11 protein-coding genes are annotated in these 17,649 nt (G+C 33.8%); 6 read left to right on the forward strand and 5 right to left on the reverse strand.

Going from position 1 to position 17,649, the window contains the following annotated elements; translation table 11 throughout:
* Positions 1-119: 119 nt before the first annotated feature.
* The 3 genes from ACZ2G2_RS04590 to ACZ2G2_RS04600 all read right to left on the reverse strand — a co-directional run bounded on the left by ACZ2G2_RS04590 (position 120) and on the right by ACZ2G2_RS04600 (position 3,068).
* On the reverse strand, positions 120-1,154 hold the full coding sequence (locus ACZ2G2_RS04590; RefSeq protein WP_470394220.1) for an aldo/keto reductase: 1,035 nt from the start codon (positions 1,152-1,154) through the stop codon (positions 120-122).
* Positions 1,155-1,331: 177 nt separating this feature from the next.
* Entirely contained in the window at positions 1,332-2,285 is a 954-nt protein-coding gene (locus ACZ2G2_RS04595; protein ID WP_470394222.1) for an OmpA family protein, read from the reverse strand.
* 21 nt (positions 2,286-2,306) lie between these two features.
* Positions 2,307-3,068 (reverse strand): exodeoxyribonuclease III, encoded by a 762-nt coding sequence (locus ACZ2G2_RS04600; RefSeq protein ID WP_470394224.1) that lies wholly within the window; start codon positions 3,066-3,068, stop codon positions 2,307-2,309.
* Between the two features lie 208 nt (positions 3,069-3,276).
* Here ACZ2G2_RS04600 and ACZ2G2_RS04605 point away from each other — a divergent pair, with 208 nt between their 5' ends.
* From ACZ2G2_RS04605 to ACZ2G2_RS04630, 6 genes are all read left to right on the forward strand, one after another.
* Positions 3,277-6,720, forward strand: coding sequence for a hypothetical protein (locus tag ACZ2G2_RS04605; RefSeq protein ID WP_470394225.1), 3,444 nt, complete (start codon positions 3,277-3,279; stop codon positions 6,718-6,720).
* A 122-nt stretch (positions 6,721-6,842) separates the two neighbouring features.
* Entirely contained in the window at positions 6,843-7,169 is a 327-nt protein-coding gene (locus tag ACZ2G2_RS04610) for a hypothetical protein (RefSeq protein WP_470394227.1), read from the forward strand.
* Between the two features lie 66 nt (positions 7,170-7,235).
* A complete protein-coding gene (locus ACZ2G2_RS04615; RefSeq protein ID WP_470394229.1) occupies positions 7,236-11,549 on the forward strand; it encodes a CusA/CzcA family heavy metal efflux RND transporter in 4,314 nt (1,437 codons plus the stop codon).
* Between the two features lie 4 nt (positions 11,550-11,553).
* Positions 11,554-12,699, forward strand: coding sequence for an efflux RND transporter periplasmic adaptor subunit (locus ACZ2G2_RS04620; protein WP_470394231.1), 1,146 nt, complete (start codon positions 11,554-11,556; stop codon positions 12,697-12,699).
* 21 nt (positions 12,700-12,720) lie between these two features.
* Positions 12,721-14,697 carry a heavy metal translocating P-type ATPase gene (locus ACZ2G2_RS04625; RefSeq protein WP_101203604.1) on the forward strand — a complete coding sequence of 659 codons (1,977 nt, stop codon included), beginning with the start codon at positions 12,721-12,723 and terminating at the stop codon, positions 14,695-14,697.
* 95 nt (positions 14,698-14,792) lie between these two features.
* Positions 14,793-15,374 (forward strand): hypothetical protein, encoded by a 582-nt coding sequence (locus ACZ2G2_RS04630; RefSeq protein ID WP_090841655.1) that lies wholly within the window; start codon positions 14,793-14,795, stop codon positions 15,372-15,374.
* A gap of 79 nt (positions 15,375-15,453) precedes the next feature.
* Here ACZ2G2_RS04630 and ACZ2G2_RS04635 read toward each other — a convergent pair whose 3' ends face one another.
* Together ACZ2G2_RS04635 and ACZ2G2_RS04640 are read right to left on the reverse strand one after the other, a co-directional pair.
* Positions 15,454-16,995: a glycine--tRNA ligase gene (locus ACZ2G2_RS04635; RefSeq protein WP_470394233.1), complete on the reverse strand. Its 1,542-nt coding sequence runs from the start codon at positions 16,993-16,995 to the stop codon at positions 15,454-15,456.
* A gap of 48 nt (positions 16,996-17,043) precedes the next feature.
* Complete coding sequence (locus tag ACZ2G2_RS04640) at positions 17,044-17,601, reverse strand: class I SAM-dependent methyltransferase (protein ID WP_090841659.1); 558 nt, start codon at positions 17,599-17,601, stop codon at positions 17,044-17,046.
* Positions 17,602-17,649: the final 48 nt, after the last annotated feature.

Raw genomic sequence — 17,649 nt, forward strand, 5'->3', positions numbered from 1 at the left:
TAATTAGAGACCTAAACTAAAAAAAAAACGTCTTGAAAAACTGTTAAAAATACTATTATAGACTAAAAGCAAAAAACGTCGACAAAAAGCACAAAAATAGAAGATAAAACCTACATTACCTATGGCGCAGGGTTTGGTATTTTTGCATGAATCGCATCTATTTGTTGCATTAACTCTGCATTTAATGTTAAATTTATAGAATCTATATTCTCTTTTAGTTGATTTACAGAAGTTGCTCCAATAATATTACTGGTCACAAATCGTCGTTGATTGACAAAAGCAAGAGACATTTGAGCCAGTGTTAAGCCATTGTTTTCGGCTAATTGCAGATACTGTTTTGTAGCCTCTGTAGCCTGTTCGCTACTGTATCTAGCAAATCTTGGAAACAGATGTAAACGAGCATTTTGCCCCTCTATACCTTTAATATATTTTCCAGAAAGCACACCAAACGCCATAGGAGAATAGACTAACAGTCCAATATTTTCTCTAATTGACACCTCCGCCATATCGCCTTCAAAAACACGGTTTAAAAGCGAGTATGCGTTTTGAATGGTTACCGGTCTTGGCAGGTTGTTGTTTTTAGATTCTTCTAAATAACGCATCGTACCCCATGCTTTTTCGTTTGATAATCCAACTTGTCTAATTTTACCTTCTTTTTTTACTTGATCTAAAGCCTCAAGTACTTCTTTAAAGTTATCTGTCCACGGATCGTTTGGATTATGATTATAATCTCTAACTCCAAATGTATTGGTTTCACGCTCTGGCCAATGTAATTGGTATAAATCTATATAATCTGTTTGTAGTCTTTTTAATTCTAAATCTACAGCTTCCCTAATAGACGCTGCTGTAAACCCTGTTGTGCGTATATGTGCTGTATAATCTCCTGTTCCAGCAATTTTAGAAGCAATAACAAGCGCTTCCCTTTTTTGATGTTTAAGCCAAGTCCCAATAATCTCACTAGTCCTACCAGATGTCTCTGCTGTTGCCGGCACGGGATACAACTCTGCTGTATCAATAAAATTAACACCATGCTCTACCGCGTAATTTAATTGGGCATGTCCTTCTGCTTCTGTATTTTGATTACCAAAGGTCATGGTACCTAAACAAATTTTACTGACTTTAATATCTGTATTTGGTAGTGTAGTATATTTCATTTTTATGTGGTTTAGCTTTCTAACAAATATAAAAAAGACCTTTAATTATTGTTAGTAACTAAAGGTCAAATATTTGTTAAGGTTTGCGTTAGGGATAGTAGTGGCATCCTTTTTTTGCTGCCATATATGGCAAAAAAAGATATAACGAATAGCCCGACCCTTGCGGTAACGCCCTAATTAATTATTTAAAAGAGTGGTAATCTTGTCTAATTTTGGTGTTAATATAACCTCTATACGACGGTTTTTAGCCTTACCCTCTGGTGTTGTATTTGGTGCAATTGGTGCAAACTCGCCACGACCAGCAGCTGTTAAATTATCTGCTTTTATATTATTGTTTTCTTGTAAAATAGAAACAATTGCTGTGGCACGTTTTGTTGATAAATCCCAGTTATTATTAATATTACCTCTTGGCGAATATGGCGCATCATCCGTATGTCCTTCTATTAAAACTGAGATATCTGGATTATCACCCAATACGGTCCCTAATTGTTTAACCGCCTTACGACCTTGCGATCCTACTGCCCAACTACCTGACTCAAACAATAATTTGTTTTCCATAGACACGTATACTTTACCGTTGCGCTGCTCTACAGTTAACCCTTTACCTTCAAAGTCTGTTAATGCGCTTGAGATTGCATTTTTAAGTGCTGTCATCTCAGCTTCTTTAGACGCAATAATGCTTTCTAAATCTGCAACACGTTGTGAGCGTGACTCTAATTCTTTTTTAAGTTGTGATAACCTTGCGTTTTCTGCAGCCAAAGCTTGCTCTTTAGTTTCTAGCTGTGCTAATAACTCTCTGTTTTTTTGTGTATTAGCTGCAATGGCAGAACTACTATTTGCATCCAATGCATCATAAGATGCTTTTAATGCGTCATATTTACTTTTAGCTATTGTGTAATCGGTATTTAATTGATCACGTCGTTTTACCGCACTATCATACTTTGCTTGTAATTCCGCTAAGTCATTTGCTGCTTTATTTTTAGCTTTTAACAAATCACCGTTTTCGTCTTTTAAATTTCTATTTTCCTTTTTTAAAGTCGCGTATTTGCTTTCTAACTCTTTATACACTTTTGGCGACACACAACTGGTAGCTATAAGTACTAATAGGATAACTGTTATTCTGTTTTTCATTTTACTAATTACTATTTGGGATTATGATTCAATTTCTACTAAGATAGGACAATGGTCACTATGTTTAGCTTCAGGTAGTATAACTGCTCTTTTTATTTTTTGTTGTAATGGCTGACTAACCATTGCATAATCTAAACGCCATCCTTTATTATTAGCTCTAGAATTGGCACGGTAACTCCACCAAGAATATTCTTGACGCTCCGGGTGCAAAAATCTAAACGAGTCTATAAATCCAGAATCTATAAAATTACCTAACCACTCACGCTCTTCTGGTAAAAACCCAGAAACACCTTTCATTTTTGGGTTATGGATATCAATAGCTTCGTGGCATATATTATAGTCTCCACAAACCACTAAATTGGGTAACGTATCCGTTAACTTATTTAAATATTTTTGGATTAAGTCCATGTAATCAAACTTATGCTCTAATCGTGCTGCGTTTGTCCCTGACGGTAAATACATGCTCATAACAGACACCGTGTCATAATCTACACGAATATTTCTACCTTCAAAATCCATAGATTCTATTCCTGTACCATATTCTATATGATTAGGTTCTGTTTTACACAATACAGCCACACCACTATAGCCTTTTTTCTGAGCACTAAACCAGTAATTATAACGGTAACCTGCCTCTTTAAACAGCTCTAAATCCAACTGCTCCTCCATTGCTTTTATCTCTTGCAAACAAATCACATCCGGATCTGCGCTTTGTAGCCATTCTATAAACCCTTTATTGATTGCTGCCCTAATTCCGTTGACGTTATATGAGATAATTTTCATGCGTGTTTAATAATTGTTTTAATAGCTCACAAAATGTTTGCTATTGATTATAGTTAAAAAAACAACCTTTTTACCAAGCTTGTTTAATGCTTAAAACATTTGTTTCGGCTAAATTAAATAATGCTTTACTTTTACAAGATAAATCACTTCACTTTTACTGAAAAAATATTAACAAAATAATATAGTAATATTAGTGTTATAGATAGAGATGAAACTTACCATTAGCTGTTTTTTGTTTTTCTTCGGAATTTTTGCATTTGCGCAAGAACAAACTAACGGGTTAAACCGAAAGACTGTTGCTACCAGCAAAACCATCCAAATTGACAGCGTCAGTATTAACACTAATGGTTTTAAAATTGAAACTACGACCGGTGCAACGATAGACTCTAGCTATTACACTGTTGATTTTGGTAAATCCATACTTACCTTAATAAAACCGATAACAACCGATTCTATAATTATTAACTATCAAAATTATCCTGAGTTTTTAACTAGAACCTACACACAATTTGATAAAAATGTGATTGTAGAAAATACAGATAATATTAACAAACTAGTTAAACTTACACAACCCAATACCAATAAAACATACACACCTTTTGATGGATTAACAACTTCAGGAAGTATTAGTCGTGGGGTCACCATTGGAAACAATCAAAACTCAGTGTTAAACAGCGAGCTTGATTTACAAATTACCGGAAAACTAAGCGACAAAGTATCACTTAGAGCAAGTATCCAAGATGCTAATATCCCGTTACAAGAAACCGGTTATTCTCAGCGTTTAGATGAGTTTGACCAAGTGTTTTTAGAACTATTTTCAGACGATTGGGCCATCCGAGCAGGAGATATAGATTTGGTAAACAATCAATCCTATTTTGCATCCTTTACAAAGCGTGTGCAAGGTCTGCAAGTAAAAGCCAAGTTTGGAGACGACGATCAGCAAACTAATGTATTTGCATCAGGTGCTATTGTCCGTGGTCAATTTGCAAATTTCCAATTTACTGCGCAAGAAGGTAATCAAGGTCCTTATAAATTACAAGGCCCCAACGGAGAATTATTTGTATTAATTGTGTCCGGAAGTGAAACTGTTTTTGTTAATGGTGTTGCACTAAAACGTGGCGAGAACGAAGACTATATCATTGATTATAATGCAGGTGAAATTATCTTCAACCCGACCTACCCTGTTACTTCAGAAATGAGAATCAGTATAGATTTTCAGTACTCAGAAAGAAACTACTCTAGAATTGTAGCCTATGGCGGTGGGAATCATGAAAGCGAAAAACTAAAACTAGGCGTCTCTGTTTATTCTGAAAACGACTCTAAAAACAACCCATTACAGCAAAATCTATCCGAAGACCAAGTCTTAATTTTAAGTACTGCAGGAGATGACACGCAACAAATGGTAACATCTTCTGAGGTGCCTGAACCCTTTAATGAAAATCGGATCTTATACAAAAAAGAGGTTTTTAATGGGGAAGATATCTATGTGTTTTCTAACAATCCAGACGACACCCTATTTGGTGTCACTTTTACATTAGTTGGAGACAATCAAGGGGATTACACGCTAACGTCTAGTAATGCCATAAATAACATCTATCAATTTACCGCGCCTATCGCAGGCATAAAACAAGGTAACTACGCTCCGATTGTACAATTGGTAGCGCCTACATTATTACAAATAGCGACACTAAACGGTGCTTACAAACCCACTAAAAAAACTAACGTTGGTTTTGAACTGGCAGCCAGTAAAAATGATCTTAACTTATTCTCTAGTGCAGATGACACTAACAACACCGGGTTTGCAGGTAAATTAAACGTCGAACAAAACATTATAAAAAACGATAGTCTTTGGAATTTAAATGCGGTTTTGGATGCAGATTATATTCAGCAAAACTTTAAAACCATACAACGTTTATATGCGCCAGAGTTTAACCGTGATTGGAATTTAAGCCAAACTAATTCTAACCTTTTAACCACAAACTTTGGTGACCAAACATTAGTATCGGTTGGCCTACAAAGTTTTCATCATAAAAAAGGCTATATTAATTATAGCTTTCAGCATTTAGATTATTCCGAAAATTTTTCGGGAAGCAAACACAATGTTTTAGCAAATATTAATATTGGTAATTTACGATTATCAACTAACACCAATATATTAAAGGCTGATGGTAGCGATAACTCCTCTAAATTTTTTAGAACGTATAACAAAGCCATCTACACTCTAAAAAAACAATGGATTGGAACTGGTTTTTCTGCTGAAGAAAATAAAGAGCGTATTAACCAAACACAGCAATTTACAGACTTAACACAACGTTTTACTGCTTACGAAGCTTTTACTGGTATTGGAGACAGCACTAATATTTATGCGGAAGTTGGTTACAAATATCGTGTAAATGACAGCTTGCGTAACGGTAAACTAGATCGTGTCAATAGCTCTAACACGTATTACTTGGATTCTAGATTACTTAAAAACGAAAAAACTAATCTGTCTTTATATGTTAATTACAGAACATTAAAAAATGAAGACCAAGAGCAAGCAAATGAAAACTCATTAAACTCTCGCCTATTATTTAATCAACGTTTTTTAAAAAATGGTATTATTTGGAACACCGCTTTTGAAACTAATTCCGGAACCTTACCACAGCAAGACTTTACTTATGTGCAAGTTGAGCCTGGTCAAGGTGCCTACACATGGATTGACTATAACGAAAATGGCATCCAAGAATTAGAAGAGTTTGAAATAGCACAATTCCAAGATCAAGGTGAATATATTAGAGTCTTATTACCTAATCAAGTTTTTATTAAAACACATCAAAATAGATTAAGTCAAACCGTTACCCTAAATCCTATAGATTGGGTAAACGCTGAGAGTAAAACCAAAAAAATATTCTCTAAGTTTTATAATCAAAGTAGCTATCTAATAGACCGAAAAATTATACGTAACGATAATGACTTCGACTTAAATCCATTCAAGCAAGGCGAAGACAACCAACTAGGACTAACGCTTAATTTTAGAAATGTGTTGTTTTTTAATCGCGGAAAACAACGCTACACCACGTCTTATACCTATTTATGGAATAGTAGCGAAAACACACTAAGCTTTGGATTTATTGAAAACAATCTTAAAAGTCATCAGTTAAATTTTATCCATAAAATTAAAAATAGCTGGCTAGTGACTTTGACCTCTGCTTTAGAGCAACAGTTTAGTAATAGCGAAAATTTTAGTAGTAAAAACTTTGACATTGACACTAATAAATTCAATCCTAAATTATCCTATTTACTAAACGACAATGTGCAGTTTGATGTCTTTTATCAAATTACAAACAAAGACAATACCATCAATAATCTAGAGTCCTTAAAACAGCAAAAATATGGTCTATCTTTTGCATTTTCTCCTAAAGGCAACGCGCAAGTCGGTGCCATTTCTGGCGAATTTAATGTCTTTAATAACAATTTTGAAGGTAATGCCAACAGTCCTGTTGCTTTCCAAATGCTAGAAGGTTTACAACCCGGAAAAAACTTTACTTGGACCTTACTAGCACAAAAAAAACTAACCAAATTTTTAGATTTAAACCTAACTTATTTTGGACGTAAGACTGAAACTAGCAAGACCATCCATACCGGAAACGTGCAACTAAAAGCTTATTTTTAAGACATTTGTAACCTTTGTTACCTATTGACATTTCTAATTGTGTAAATTTGTATATAATTATGAGCAAAATTTTAGCAATCACCTATTCACTTTTGATTCTCGTGCAGAGTTTCAACATAAACTTGGAAGATATTTCTAAGTTTAGTGTGTTGTTAGAACATGCCGAGTTCCATGAAGAGATGTATGGTGACACGTTTTTTCAGTTTTTAGCAGAACATTATGGAGACGCTAGAGACACGCATGATAATGATCATAAAGAACACAAAGACCTTCCGTTTAAGGATAATCACCACATGTGTACACACATCAATACCTCTTTTATAAATATTGCAAATAATTTTGACTTTAACCAGTACGAATTTATTGAAATCCCTTTTAATTTTCATTACAACGAAACGGTAACAGACTCTGAAAAAACTTCTGTTTTTCAGCCGCCCAAGCACGCATAATTCATTTTAGATCTTAATCCTGTTTGCTTCAAACAGGCATTTATTATTTCTTAAATATTATGAATTATGTTAGAAAACATCATAAGATTCAGCTTAAAAAATAAGCTGATCATATTTCTATTTACAGCCTTTATTATAGGCTTTGGTATTTTTTCATTAACTAAAATACCAATTGGCGCAGTGCCAGATATTACCAATAATCAAGTACAGGTTATTACAACATCGCAAAACTTATCTACGCAAGATGTAGAGCAATTTATAACCTATCCTGTAGAGCTAGAAATGGCTAATTTACCGGGAGTAGAAGAGATTCGTTCTGTTTCAAAGTTTGGATTATCCGTAGTAACCATCGTTTTTAATGACGACATGGGAACCTTTTTACCTAGACAGCTTATTGCAGAAAAAATCAAATCGGCTTCCGAACAAATCCCAGAAGGTTTTGGCACACCCGAAATGGGGCCTATAACCACTGGGCTGGGCGAGATTTACCAATACATATTAGATGTCAAACCGGGCTACAAAGACCAATACAGCACAATGGATCTACGTACCATCCAAGATTGGATTGTAAAGCGTCAATTGTCCGGAATTCCTGGCGTGGTTGAAGTGAATACTTGGGGCGGATTTTTAAAGCAATATGAGGTTGCTATAAATCCTAACAAGCTTACTGCCATGAACATTTCTATTGCAGAAGTTTACGAGGCTTTAGAAAAAAACAACAGTGTTTCTGGTGGTGGTTATATTGAAAAAAATGACAAAGCTTTTTTTATTCGTGGCGAAGGTCTAGTTGGCTCTTTAGAAGATATAGAAAATAGTGTTGTTAAAAATGATGGCTCACCAATATACATAAAAGACGTGGCTACTGTCGGCTTTGGAAGTGCCACACGTTTTGGAGCCATTACAGGAAATGGTGAAGGCGAAAAAGTATTAGGACAAATCATGATGCTTAAAGATGGCAACTCTAAAGAAGTTATTGATACGGTTAAAAAACGTGTCGCATCTATACAAAACACATTACCAGAAGGCGTGTATATTAATGGCTTTTTAGAACGAAGCGAACTGATTGCAAAAACAACATTCACCGTTGCCGAAAACCTAATACTAGGATCGCTAATCGTTATTTTCGTGGTCGTCTTACTACTTGGTAATTGGCGCTCTGGTTTAGTCGTAGCTTCTGTTATCCCGTTAAGCTTAATGTTTGCCATTATATTGATGCGTCAATTTGGTGTCGATGCTAACTTAATGAGTTTAGGCGCTATAGATTTTGGAATTATCATTGATGGCGCAGTTATTATCGTGGAATTTATTGCGTTTCAAATCATGTCCAAAGCATCGCATCTTTCTGAAATTAATAAAACCGAAAAACAAGCAGAAATTGACCAAATAACACTAAAAAGCGCATCAAAAATGATGAATTCAGCGATTTTTGGGCAATTAATAATCTTAATCGTGTTTATTCCAATTCTGTCTTTAAGTGGTATTGAAGGAAAAATGTTTAAGCCTATGGCAATGACTTTCAGCTTTGCTTTAATAGGCGCCATGATTTTATGCTTAACCTATGTTCCTGTAGTCTCATCTTTGTTTTTGAAACCTAGCAAACAGTCTGCAAAAAACATGTCGGTTAGATTAATGACCTTTTTAAATAAAGCCTACCAACCTATTATTAATTGGGCATTGTCTAATAAAAGAATAGTTGTTGTGTTATCAGCATTATTACTAACCTCTAGTATTTATGTTTTTAGTAGAATGGGTGGCGAATTTATACCCACTTTAGATGAAGGTGATTTTGTTATTCAACCGGTTTTAAAAACAGGAACGTCGCTAGGAAAAACCATAGAAATCACTACTAGAATAGAACAAATCCTACTAGACAACTTTCCTGAAGTAGACCAAGTAGTCAGTAGGATTGGAGCTGCAGAAGTACCAACAGACCCCATGTCCATGGAGCAAAGTGACGTAATTATAAAGCTTAAGCCTAAAAACGAATGGACTTCTGCTAAAAACAAAGACGCGTTAGCAGATAAATTTAAAGAAGCTTTAACCGTAATTCCAGGTATGGAAGTGGAATTTACACAACCTATAGAAATGCGATTTAACGAGCTTGTTACTGGAGTTCGAGCAGATGTAGCCATTAAAATTTTTGGTGATGACCTATCGATATTAGCAAGCAAAGCAAATGAAATCAAAGAACTTATTGAAAACGTTGAAGGCGCTGTAGATCTTTCGGTTGAAAAAGTAGAAGGCTTACCTCAAATGAGTGTAAAATTCAACAGAAGTAAAATTGCACGATATGGACTTAATATATCAGATTTAAATGATGTTATCTCTATGGGATTTGCGGGAAAAACAGCTGGAAGTGTTTTTGAAGGCGAAAAACGTTTCGACTTAGTCCTACGTTTAAAAGAAAACAACAGAAAAGATATAGGAAGTCTTGAAAACCTTTACATCGACACACCTAACGGAAACAAAATTCCGCTTAGCGAATTAGCAGACATCAGCTATACAACTGGTCCTGCTCAAATATCTCGAGACGACACCAAACGTCGCATTGTCGTTGGTATAAATGTTAGAAACAGAGATTTACAATCTGTAGTAAATGACGTGCAAAACATTATAGACAGTAAATTAAAGTTACCTGTTGGTTACAGTATTACCTATGGCGGACAATTTGAGAATCTTCAAAGTGCAAAAGACCGTTTATTATTAGCCGTTCCGTTGGCTTTAGTTTTAATTTTTATTCTACTCTATTTTGCATTTAACTCCGTAAAAGAAGCACTAATCGTCTATTCTGCAATTCCGTTATCCGCAGTTGGTGGTATACTATTATTATGGGCTAGAGATTTACCTTTTAGCATATCTGCAGGTGTAGGTTTTATTGCATTATTTGGAATTGCAGTACTAAACGGAATTGTATTAATCGAGCATTTTAAAGCGCTTAAAGCAGAAGGTTTTAGTAACATAAACCAACGTATAAAAAAAGGAACCACAGAGCGTTTACGACCAGTTTTACTTACTGCAGCAGCTGCAGCTTTAGGTTTTTTACCTATGGCTATTTCTACAAATGCAGGTGCAGAAGTACAACGCCCTTTAGCAACGGTTGTTATTGGTGGTTTAGTAACTGCAACCTTATTAACCTTAGTGGTATTACCTGTTTTATATGCTTGGTACGAAGAAAAAAAAGCACTTAAAATGAATAAGAAAACTATTATTTCTGTGGTTGTCTTGCTATTAACTATTAGTATTCAAGCACAAAACAAACCATTAAATATTGAACAAACAATCGCATTAGCAATTGAAAATAATGCGAATTTAAAAGGTGAAAACTTAAAAATTGAGCAATCCAACGCTTTAGTTGGCTCAGCTTTTACGTTTGATAAAACGAGCGTTTATTATAATTATGACGAAAGTAATTTAGCTATAAACAATGTACCTCTTAAGGTTTTTGGAATCTCACAGGACTTTAAATTTCCAACGGTTTATTTTGCTGAAAAGAAAGTAAACGAATCTAAAGTAAGTTTACAAGAAGCTAATTTTAGTTTACAATTACAGCAATTGACAAAACAAGTTTACGCCAATTATTACCAGTTAAGTTATGCTAAAAACAAAGCTAAAAACTACAAATATTTAGACAGCTTGTATAAAGATTTTGCACAAAAAGCAAAGCGTCGTTTTGAGTTAGGTGAAACTAATTATCTAGAAATGATCACTGCACAGTCCAAACAGAAACAGTTGGAAACACTATATAAACAATCCCTTCAAGAGGTGACCTTATATAACGAACAGCTTAAAAAAATGGTGCAAGTAGATTCTATTACTACTGTTGACGGTTTGCTTCAAAAGCTACAAATAGAACAATTATCTGCTAATCAAAATGTAGGGTTATCCATTTTTGACGCCACTATAAATCATCAAAAAGCACAAACTAAATTAGAAAAACAAAAGTTACTTCCAGATTTAAATGCGGAATACTTTCAAGGTACAAACAGTACTCTAAATGATAATATTAAAGGCTATCAATTGGGTATTAAAATCCCTATTCTATTTGGTGGTCAACGCTCAAAAATTAAAGCTTCAAAAATTGCACAAGATATTATTGCCGAACAAAAACAAGATTATCAGGCTAAATTAAATGCAGAATATCAATCGTTACTGGCAAAGCTTCAACAATATGAAGACGCTATTAATTATTACGAAACGCAAGGTAAAACCCTTTCCGAAGAAATAATAAAAACAGCAAATAGAACTTTTAAAGAAGGTGAAATTGATTTCTTTCAATACATACAGAGTTTAGAGACTGCAAAAGATATTCAGATTAGCTATTTAGAACAATTAAATCAATACAACCAAACCGTAATCACCATCAATCACTTAACACTATAAAGAGATGAACAAGATATATATCCTATTATTTTCACTGGTTTTAGTAGCCTGCGGAAATTCAGAAAAAAAAGCAGAAATAGTTCCTGAAACGGAAACACATAATGACGAAATAACCATTACAAAAGCACAGTTTGAAGGCGAAAAAATGGCATTTGGAACGTTAGCGGAATATGCTTTTAATGAAACCGTAAAAGTAAACGGGATGATTGATGTACCGCCACACAACAAATCAAGCATCACTACTTTTAGCGGTGGTTATATTACAAAAACACCATTATTAATCGGGGATCAAGTAAAAAAAGGACAATTATTAGTCACTCTGAAAAATCCAGAATTTGTTGAGCTGCAGCAAAATTATTTAGAAGTTTCAGAGCAATTAAATTACTTAAAATCTGAATTTAACAGACAAAAAACATTGTTTGAAGAAAAAATTACTTCAGAAAAAAACTACCTAAAAGCTGAAAGTGCTTATAAAAGTAACCGTGCCCATTATAATGGACTACGCAAAAAATTACAAATGCTAAATATCAATCCGAGTAATGTAGAACAAGGACGCATAACTTCGACTATAAATTTATACGCCCCAATTTCTGGTCACGTTACTAAGGTTAATGTTAGCAACGGAACCTATGTTTCGCCTAGCGATGTTATCATGGAAATTGTAGATATTGACCACATTCATTTAGAATTATCGGTCTTCGAAAAAGACATTATGCAAATTAAGAAAGATCAAAAAATTACATTCAAAATTCCAGAAGCTTCAGATAAAACCTTTGAAGCAGAAGTCCATCTTGTTGGAACTACAATTGACGAGCAAACTAGACGCGTAAAAGTACATGGACACGTAGATAATGACAAAGAGCATTTTATTGTTGGGATGTTTGTTGATGCTGATATTATTATTGATAGCTTCAAAAGTATTGGACTGCATAAAGAAGCTATTATTGAAGTTGGAAATGACTTTTATGTTTTAGTTTTAGAAGAAGCACATGGAGACGAGTTTCATTTAGAAAAAGTTAAATTAGAGCTTGGAAAGCAAACAGAAAATACTGTTGAAATTTTAAACACTAGCCTTTTAAAAGACAAACAAATTCTAGTAAAAGGAAATAGTATGCTATTAAATGAGAGTGACGGTGGGCATAATCATTAATTAAGATTTAAAACAACTACTATGGAAAACCATAATAACAACGGACACAACCACAGTCATAATTTGATTTTTGGAAAAAAAACAGAACTATACTTCGCTATACTTTGCGGTATTTTTTTAATAACTGGATTTACTATTGAAAAACTAACCGATTTACCAGCTTGGGCATCATTAATAAGCTACATGGTTTCATACTTTTTTGGTGGTTATTTCATTTTTATTGAAGCATTAAAAAAAATACCAAAAGGCCAATTTGATATCGATTTTTTAATGATTGCTGCTGCTATTGGAGCTGCATACATTGGCAGTTGGGCAGAAGGTGCTTTGCTTCTATTTTTATTTAGTTTAGGTCACGCGTTAGAGCATTACGCTATGAATAAAGCTAAAAAATCTATTGAAGCATTAAGTGATTTATCTCCAAAAACAGCAATAGTTAAAAATGGAAATCAGCTTATTGAAACCCCAATTGAAAATTTAAAAATTGGTGATATTATTGTTATAAAACCAAGTACTAAAATTGCTGCAGATGGTGTAATAATTAGTGGAAACAGCAGTATAAATCAGGCACCAATTACTGGAGAAAGCATGCCTGTTGATAAAACAGCAATTGCAACTTTAGATAATTTACCGGAATTTAAACACATCGATAAAAAACATATTGCATTTACAGGTACTATAAATGGAGATAGCACCATTGAAGTACATGTATTAAAACTTAGTCACGACTCAACAGTGGCACGATTAATTAAAATGGTGAGTGAGGTAGAAACACAAAAATCGCCAACCCAACGCTTAACCAAAAAGTTTGAAAAATGGTATGTCCCAATAGTAATCATAGTGGTTGTTTTACTCTGCTTTGCCTACTTAATTATTGACGAAACGTTTAACGAAAGTTTATACAGAGCCATAACCGTTTTGGTAGCAGCAAGTCCTTGTGCTTTGGCCATATCTACACCAAGTGCAGTCCTTAGCGGAATTGCAAGAGCAGCACAAAAAGGGGTTTTAATTAAAGGCGGAAAAGCGTTAGAAGATTTAGGGAGCATTACCACAATTGCGTTTGATAAAACAGGAACGTTAACTGAAGGAAAGCCAAAATTAACCAATGTGATTGCTTTAAATAATTTTGATGAAAATGAATTTCTACAAATTGTTTTAGAAGTCGAAAGTTTAAGCAATCATCCACTAGCAAAAGCAATAGCAAAGGACATTGAAAAGCTACATAACATACGTTTTAAAGGCGTTGCTAAAAATATTGAAGCCATACAAGGAAAAGGAGTTACAGCCTCTTACAATAATGCCAAAGTGTTTATTGGTAATCTAAAATTAATGCAAGATGAAGGTGTCATTTTTGAAGATTCTGTAATCACAAAAATGGAAAGCCTTTTAAAACATGGTCATACCGTTATGTTGGTTGCTTTAAAAAACAAAGTAATAGGTATAATAAGCGTTATGGATACACCAAGACAAACTGCAGAAAGCACATTAAAAAGGCTAAAAGCAATTGGTATTAAACGTATGATTATGCTAACAGGAGATCATCAAAATGTTGGTGATGCCATTGCAAAACAAATAGGTTTAACAGAAGCAAAAGGAAATTTATTACCAGAAGATAAAGTCAAAGCTATTAAAGATTTGTTAGCAACAGACGGGAAAATCGCCATGATTGGAGATGGCGTAAATGATGCACCAGCAATGGCATTAAGCACCGTTAGTATTGCTATGGGAGCAGCAGGAAGCGATGTGGCTTTAGAAACTGCAGACGTTGCGTTAATGTCTGATAAAATAGAAAATCTACCTTTTGTTATTGGGTTAAGTAGAGCGTCTAAACGCATTATTAAAGAAAACATTTTTATTAGCCTAAGCGTTGTCGCTATACTTGTTCCTGTTACAATTCTTGGATTAACTAATATTGGATTAGCTGTATTATTTCATGAAGGATCAACCATAGTGGTTGTTTTGAATGCTTTACGTTTACTAGGTTATAAAGAACATTTATAAAACCGTATTTACTTACGCAACCTTTTACTACATTTAACATCTAATAATGGTATAGCTTTTGATAAGTTATACGCTTTAATCAATCAACCTAATTTATGAAAAAAACACATTTATTATTCGTTTTATTATTAACATCCTTTTATGGATTTGCTCAAAAAGACATTGAAACAACTACAAAAAAAAATGAAATTTCATCAAATTTATTTGACTTAGTAGTCGCAGGATCATTTAACGTTAATTACGAACGTTATTTAGAAAAAAATCAGTCGCTTTTTATTGGAGCAACGTTTTTTGACACTTATGCTTACTATGATACTGGATATATAAAAGACTCTGATGCTATTAGTCTTAAAGCAGCATATGTTATCTATTTTTCAAAGAAAAAAGATCATGCTGGTTTTTACTTTTATCCGCAAGCCAAACTTAGAACAGGAACTGTAACTGTAGAAGATTACTACTATTACGACTATATTAGTGACACTAATGTAGAAGAAGAATATACGTATGATGTAGACGGTTTTTCTTTAGGCTTTGGTATTGGTCATAAATGGGTGTTTAATGACACTTTTACGTTGGGAATTAACGGAGAAATAGCAAGAAATCTTGGTAGTATTGATGATGATTACTTGGATAATGTTGAGCCAAGATTTGGAATTAATTTTGGAATTAGATTCTAACATTTAAATTAAAAAATAAAAAGCCCAAACTAATTAGTTTGGGCTTTTTATTTTTTATTATATCTACTTTTGAAAGCTATTACATCTTCATTAGCCACTCTTTTACATCAACTTCTTTTTTGATGATGTCTTTAAGATCTGAGATAGCAACACGTTTTTGCTCCATTGTGTCTCTATGTCTAATAGTAACCGTATTATCCGTTAAAGTGTCGTGGTCTACTGTAATACAAAATGGTGTACCATTAGCATCTTGACGTCTGTAACGTTTACCAACCGCATCTTTTTCGTCATAAAACACATTAAAGTCCCATTTAAGATCTTCAACAATTTGTTTTGCTACTTCTGGTAAACCATCCTTTTTTACTAAAGGAAAAATAGCTGCTTTTACTGGCGCTAAAACCGCTGGTAATTTCAATACAGTTCTTGTTGTATTGTTATCTAATTCTTCTTCAACTAAAGCATTAGAAAATACTGCTAAAAACATACGGTCTAAACCAATAGACGTTTCTAAAACATATGGTGTATAACTTGCGTTGTCTTCGTGGTCAAAGTATTGTAGTTTTTTACCAGAAAATTCTTCGTGTTGTTTTAAATCAAAATCTGTACGAGAATGTATTCCTTCTAATTCTTTAAAACCAAAAGGGAATTTAAACTCGATGTCTGTAGCTGCATCAGCATAATGGGCCAATTTTTCGTGATCATGGAAACGGTAATTATCTTGCCCCATTCCAAGAGAAAGGTGCCATTTAATTCTAGTTTCTTTCCAATGTTCAAACCATTTTTTCTGAGTCCCAGGTTTGATAAAAAATTGCATTTCCATTTGTTCAAACTCACGCATTCTAAAAATAAATTGTCTTGCAACAATCTCATTTCTAAACGCTTTACCTGTTTGCGCGATACCAAAAGGAATTTTCATTCTTCCTGTTTTTTGAACATTCAAGAAGTTTACAAATATACCTTGTGCTGTTTCTGGACGTAAATATAAATCCATTGCAGTCTCTGCTGTTGCACCAAGTTTGGTACCAAACATTAAGTTAAACTGCTTAACATCCGTCCAGTTTCTGCTTCCGCTTAAAGGACAAGCTATTTCTAACTCTTCTATTAACGCTTTAACATCTGCTAAATCTTCAGCCTCTAAAGATTTTCCTAAACGTTTTAAGATAGTATCAATTTTTTCTTGATATCCTAAAACTCTACCGTTAGTTGCTAAAAATTCTTCTTTATTAAAAGTTTCTCCAAAACGTTTTGCAGCTTTAGCAACTTCTTTATCTATTTTTGCTTCTATTTTAAGGCAGTAATCCTCTACCAAAACATCAGCTCTATAACGTTTTTTAGAATCTTTGTTGTCAATTAAAGGGTCGCTAAATGCATCTACGTGTCCCGATGCCTTCCAAGTGGTTGGATGCATAAATATTGCAGCATCAATACCTACAATATTGTCGTGCATTTGCACCATTGCTTTCCACCAGTAGTCGCGTATGTTTTTCTTTAATTCTGCTCCGTTTTGAGCGTAGTCGTAAACTGCGCTAAGTCCATCGTAGATTTCACTACTTTGGAATACGTAACCATACTCCTTTGCGTGAGAGATTACTTTTTTAAATTGATCGTCGTTGTTTGCCATAATAGTACAAAGATAAACGATAAATAAAAGTGTACAACCAAAAAATGATTAGTCTTTTTGACAAGTATAAACAAAAGCTGGAGGAACGTTTAAAGGCTCGAAACCTAAATCTACGTTGCCCTTAAAAATTTCTTTTAATGCAGAATAATAGGTAAGACTATATTGGTATTGAAAGAAATACCCTTTTGGATTTAAACTTTTGTAAGCGCTATCTAAAATAACAGCCGAAATTGGCTTAGGAATATTAGTTAATGGCAAACTAGAAACAATGTAATCTGTAGATGAAAAACCATGTTGTTTAATCACCTCTAATACTTTATCAGCGGATTGGTTAGACACAATTAATCTTGAATCTTCAATTTTAAGCAAAGCCTTATAAAAACTATCATTTATTTCAAAAGTAATTAAAGTAGCATCCGGTTTTAATCTTGCTAAAATCTCTTTAGTTATAATCCCATTTCCAGGTCCAAACTCTACTACTAATTTTGTTGTTTCAAAATCTATACTCTTCAATAATTTTGACGCCAAGAATCTAGAACTAGGAAACAATGTCCCAGAAGTTTTTAAACTTTTAAGTGATTCTTTTAAAAAGTTGATTTTGTTCAAAAAAGGATTTTTTAGAGATAATTTTAACGAATATATGATTTTTATTTA

This window comes from Olleya sp. KKT75 (genome assembly GCF_055635485.1).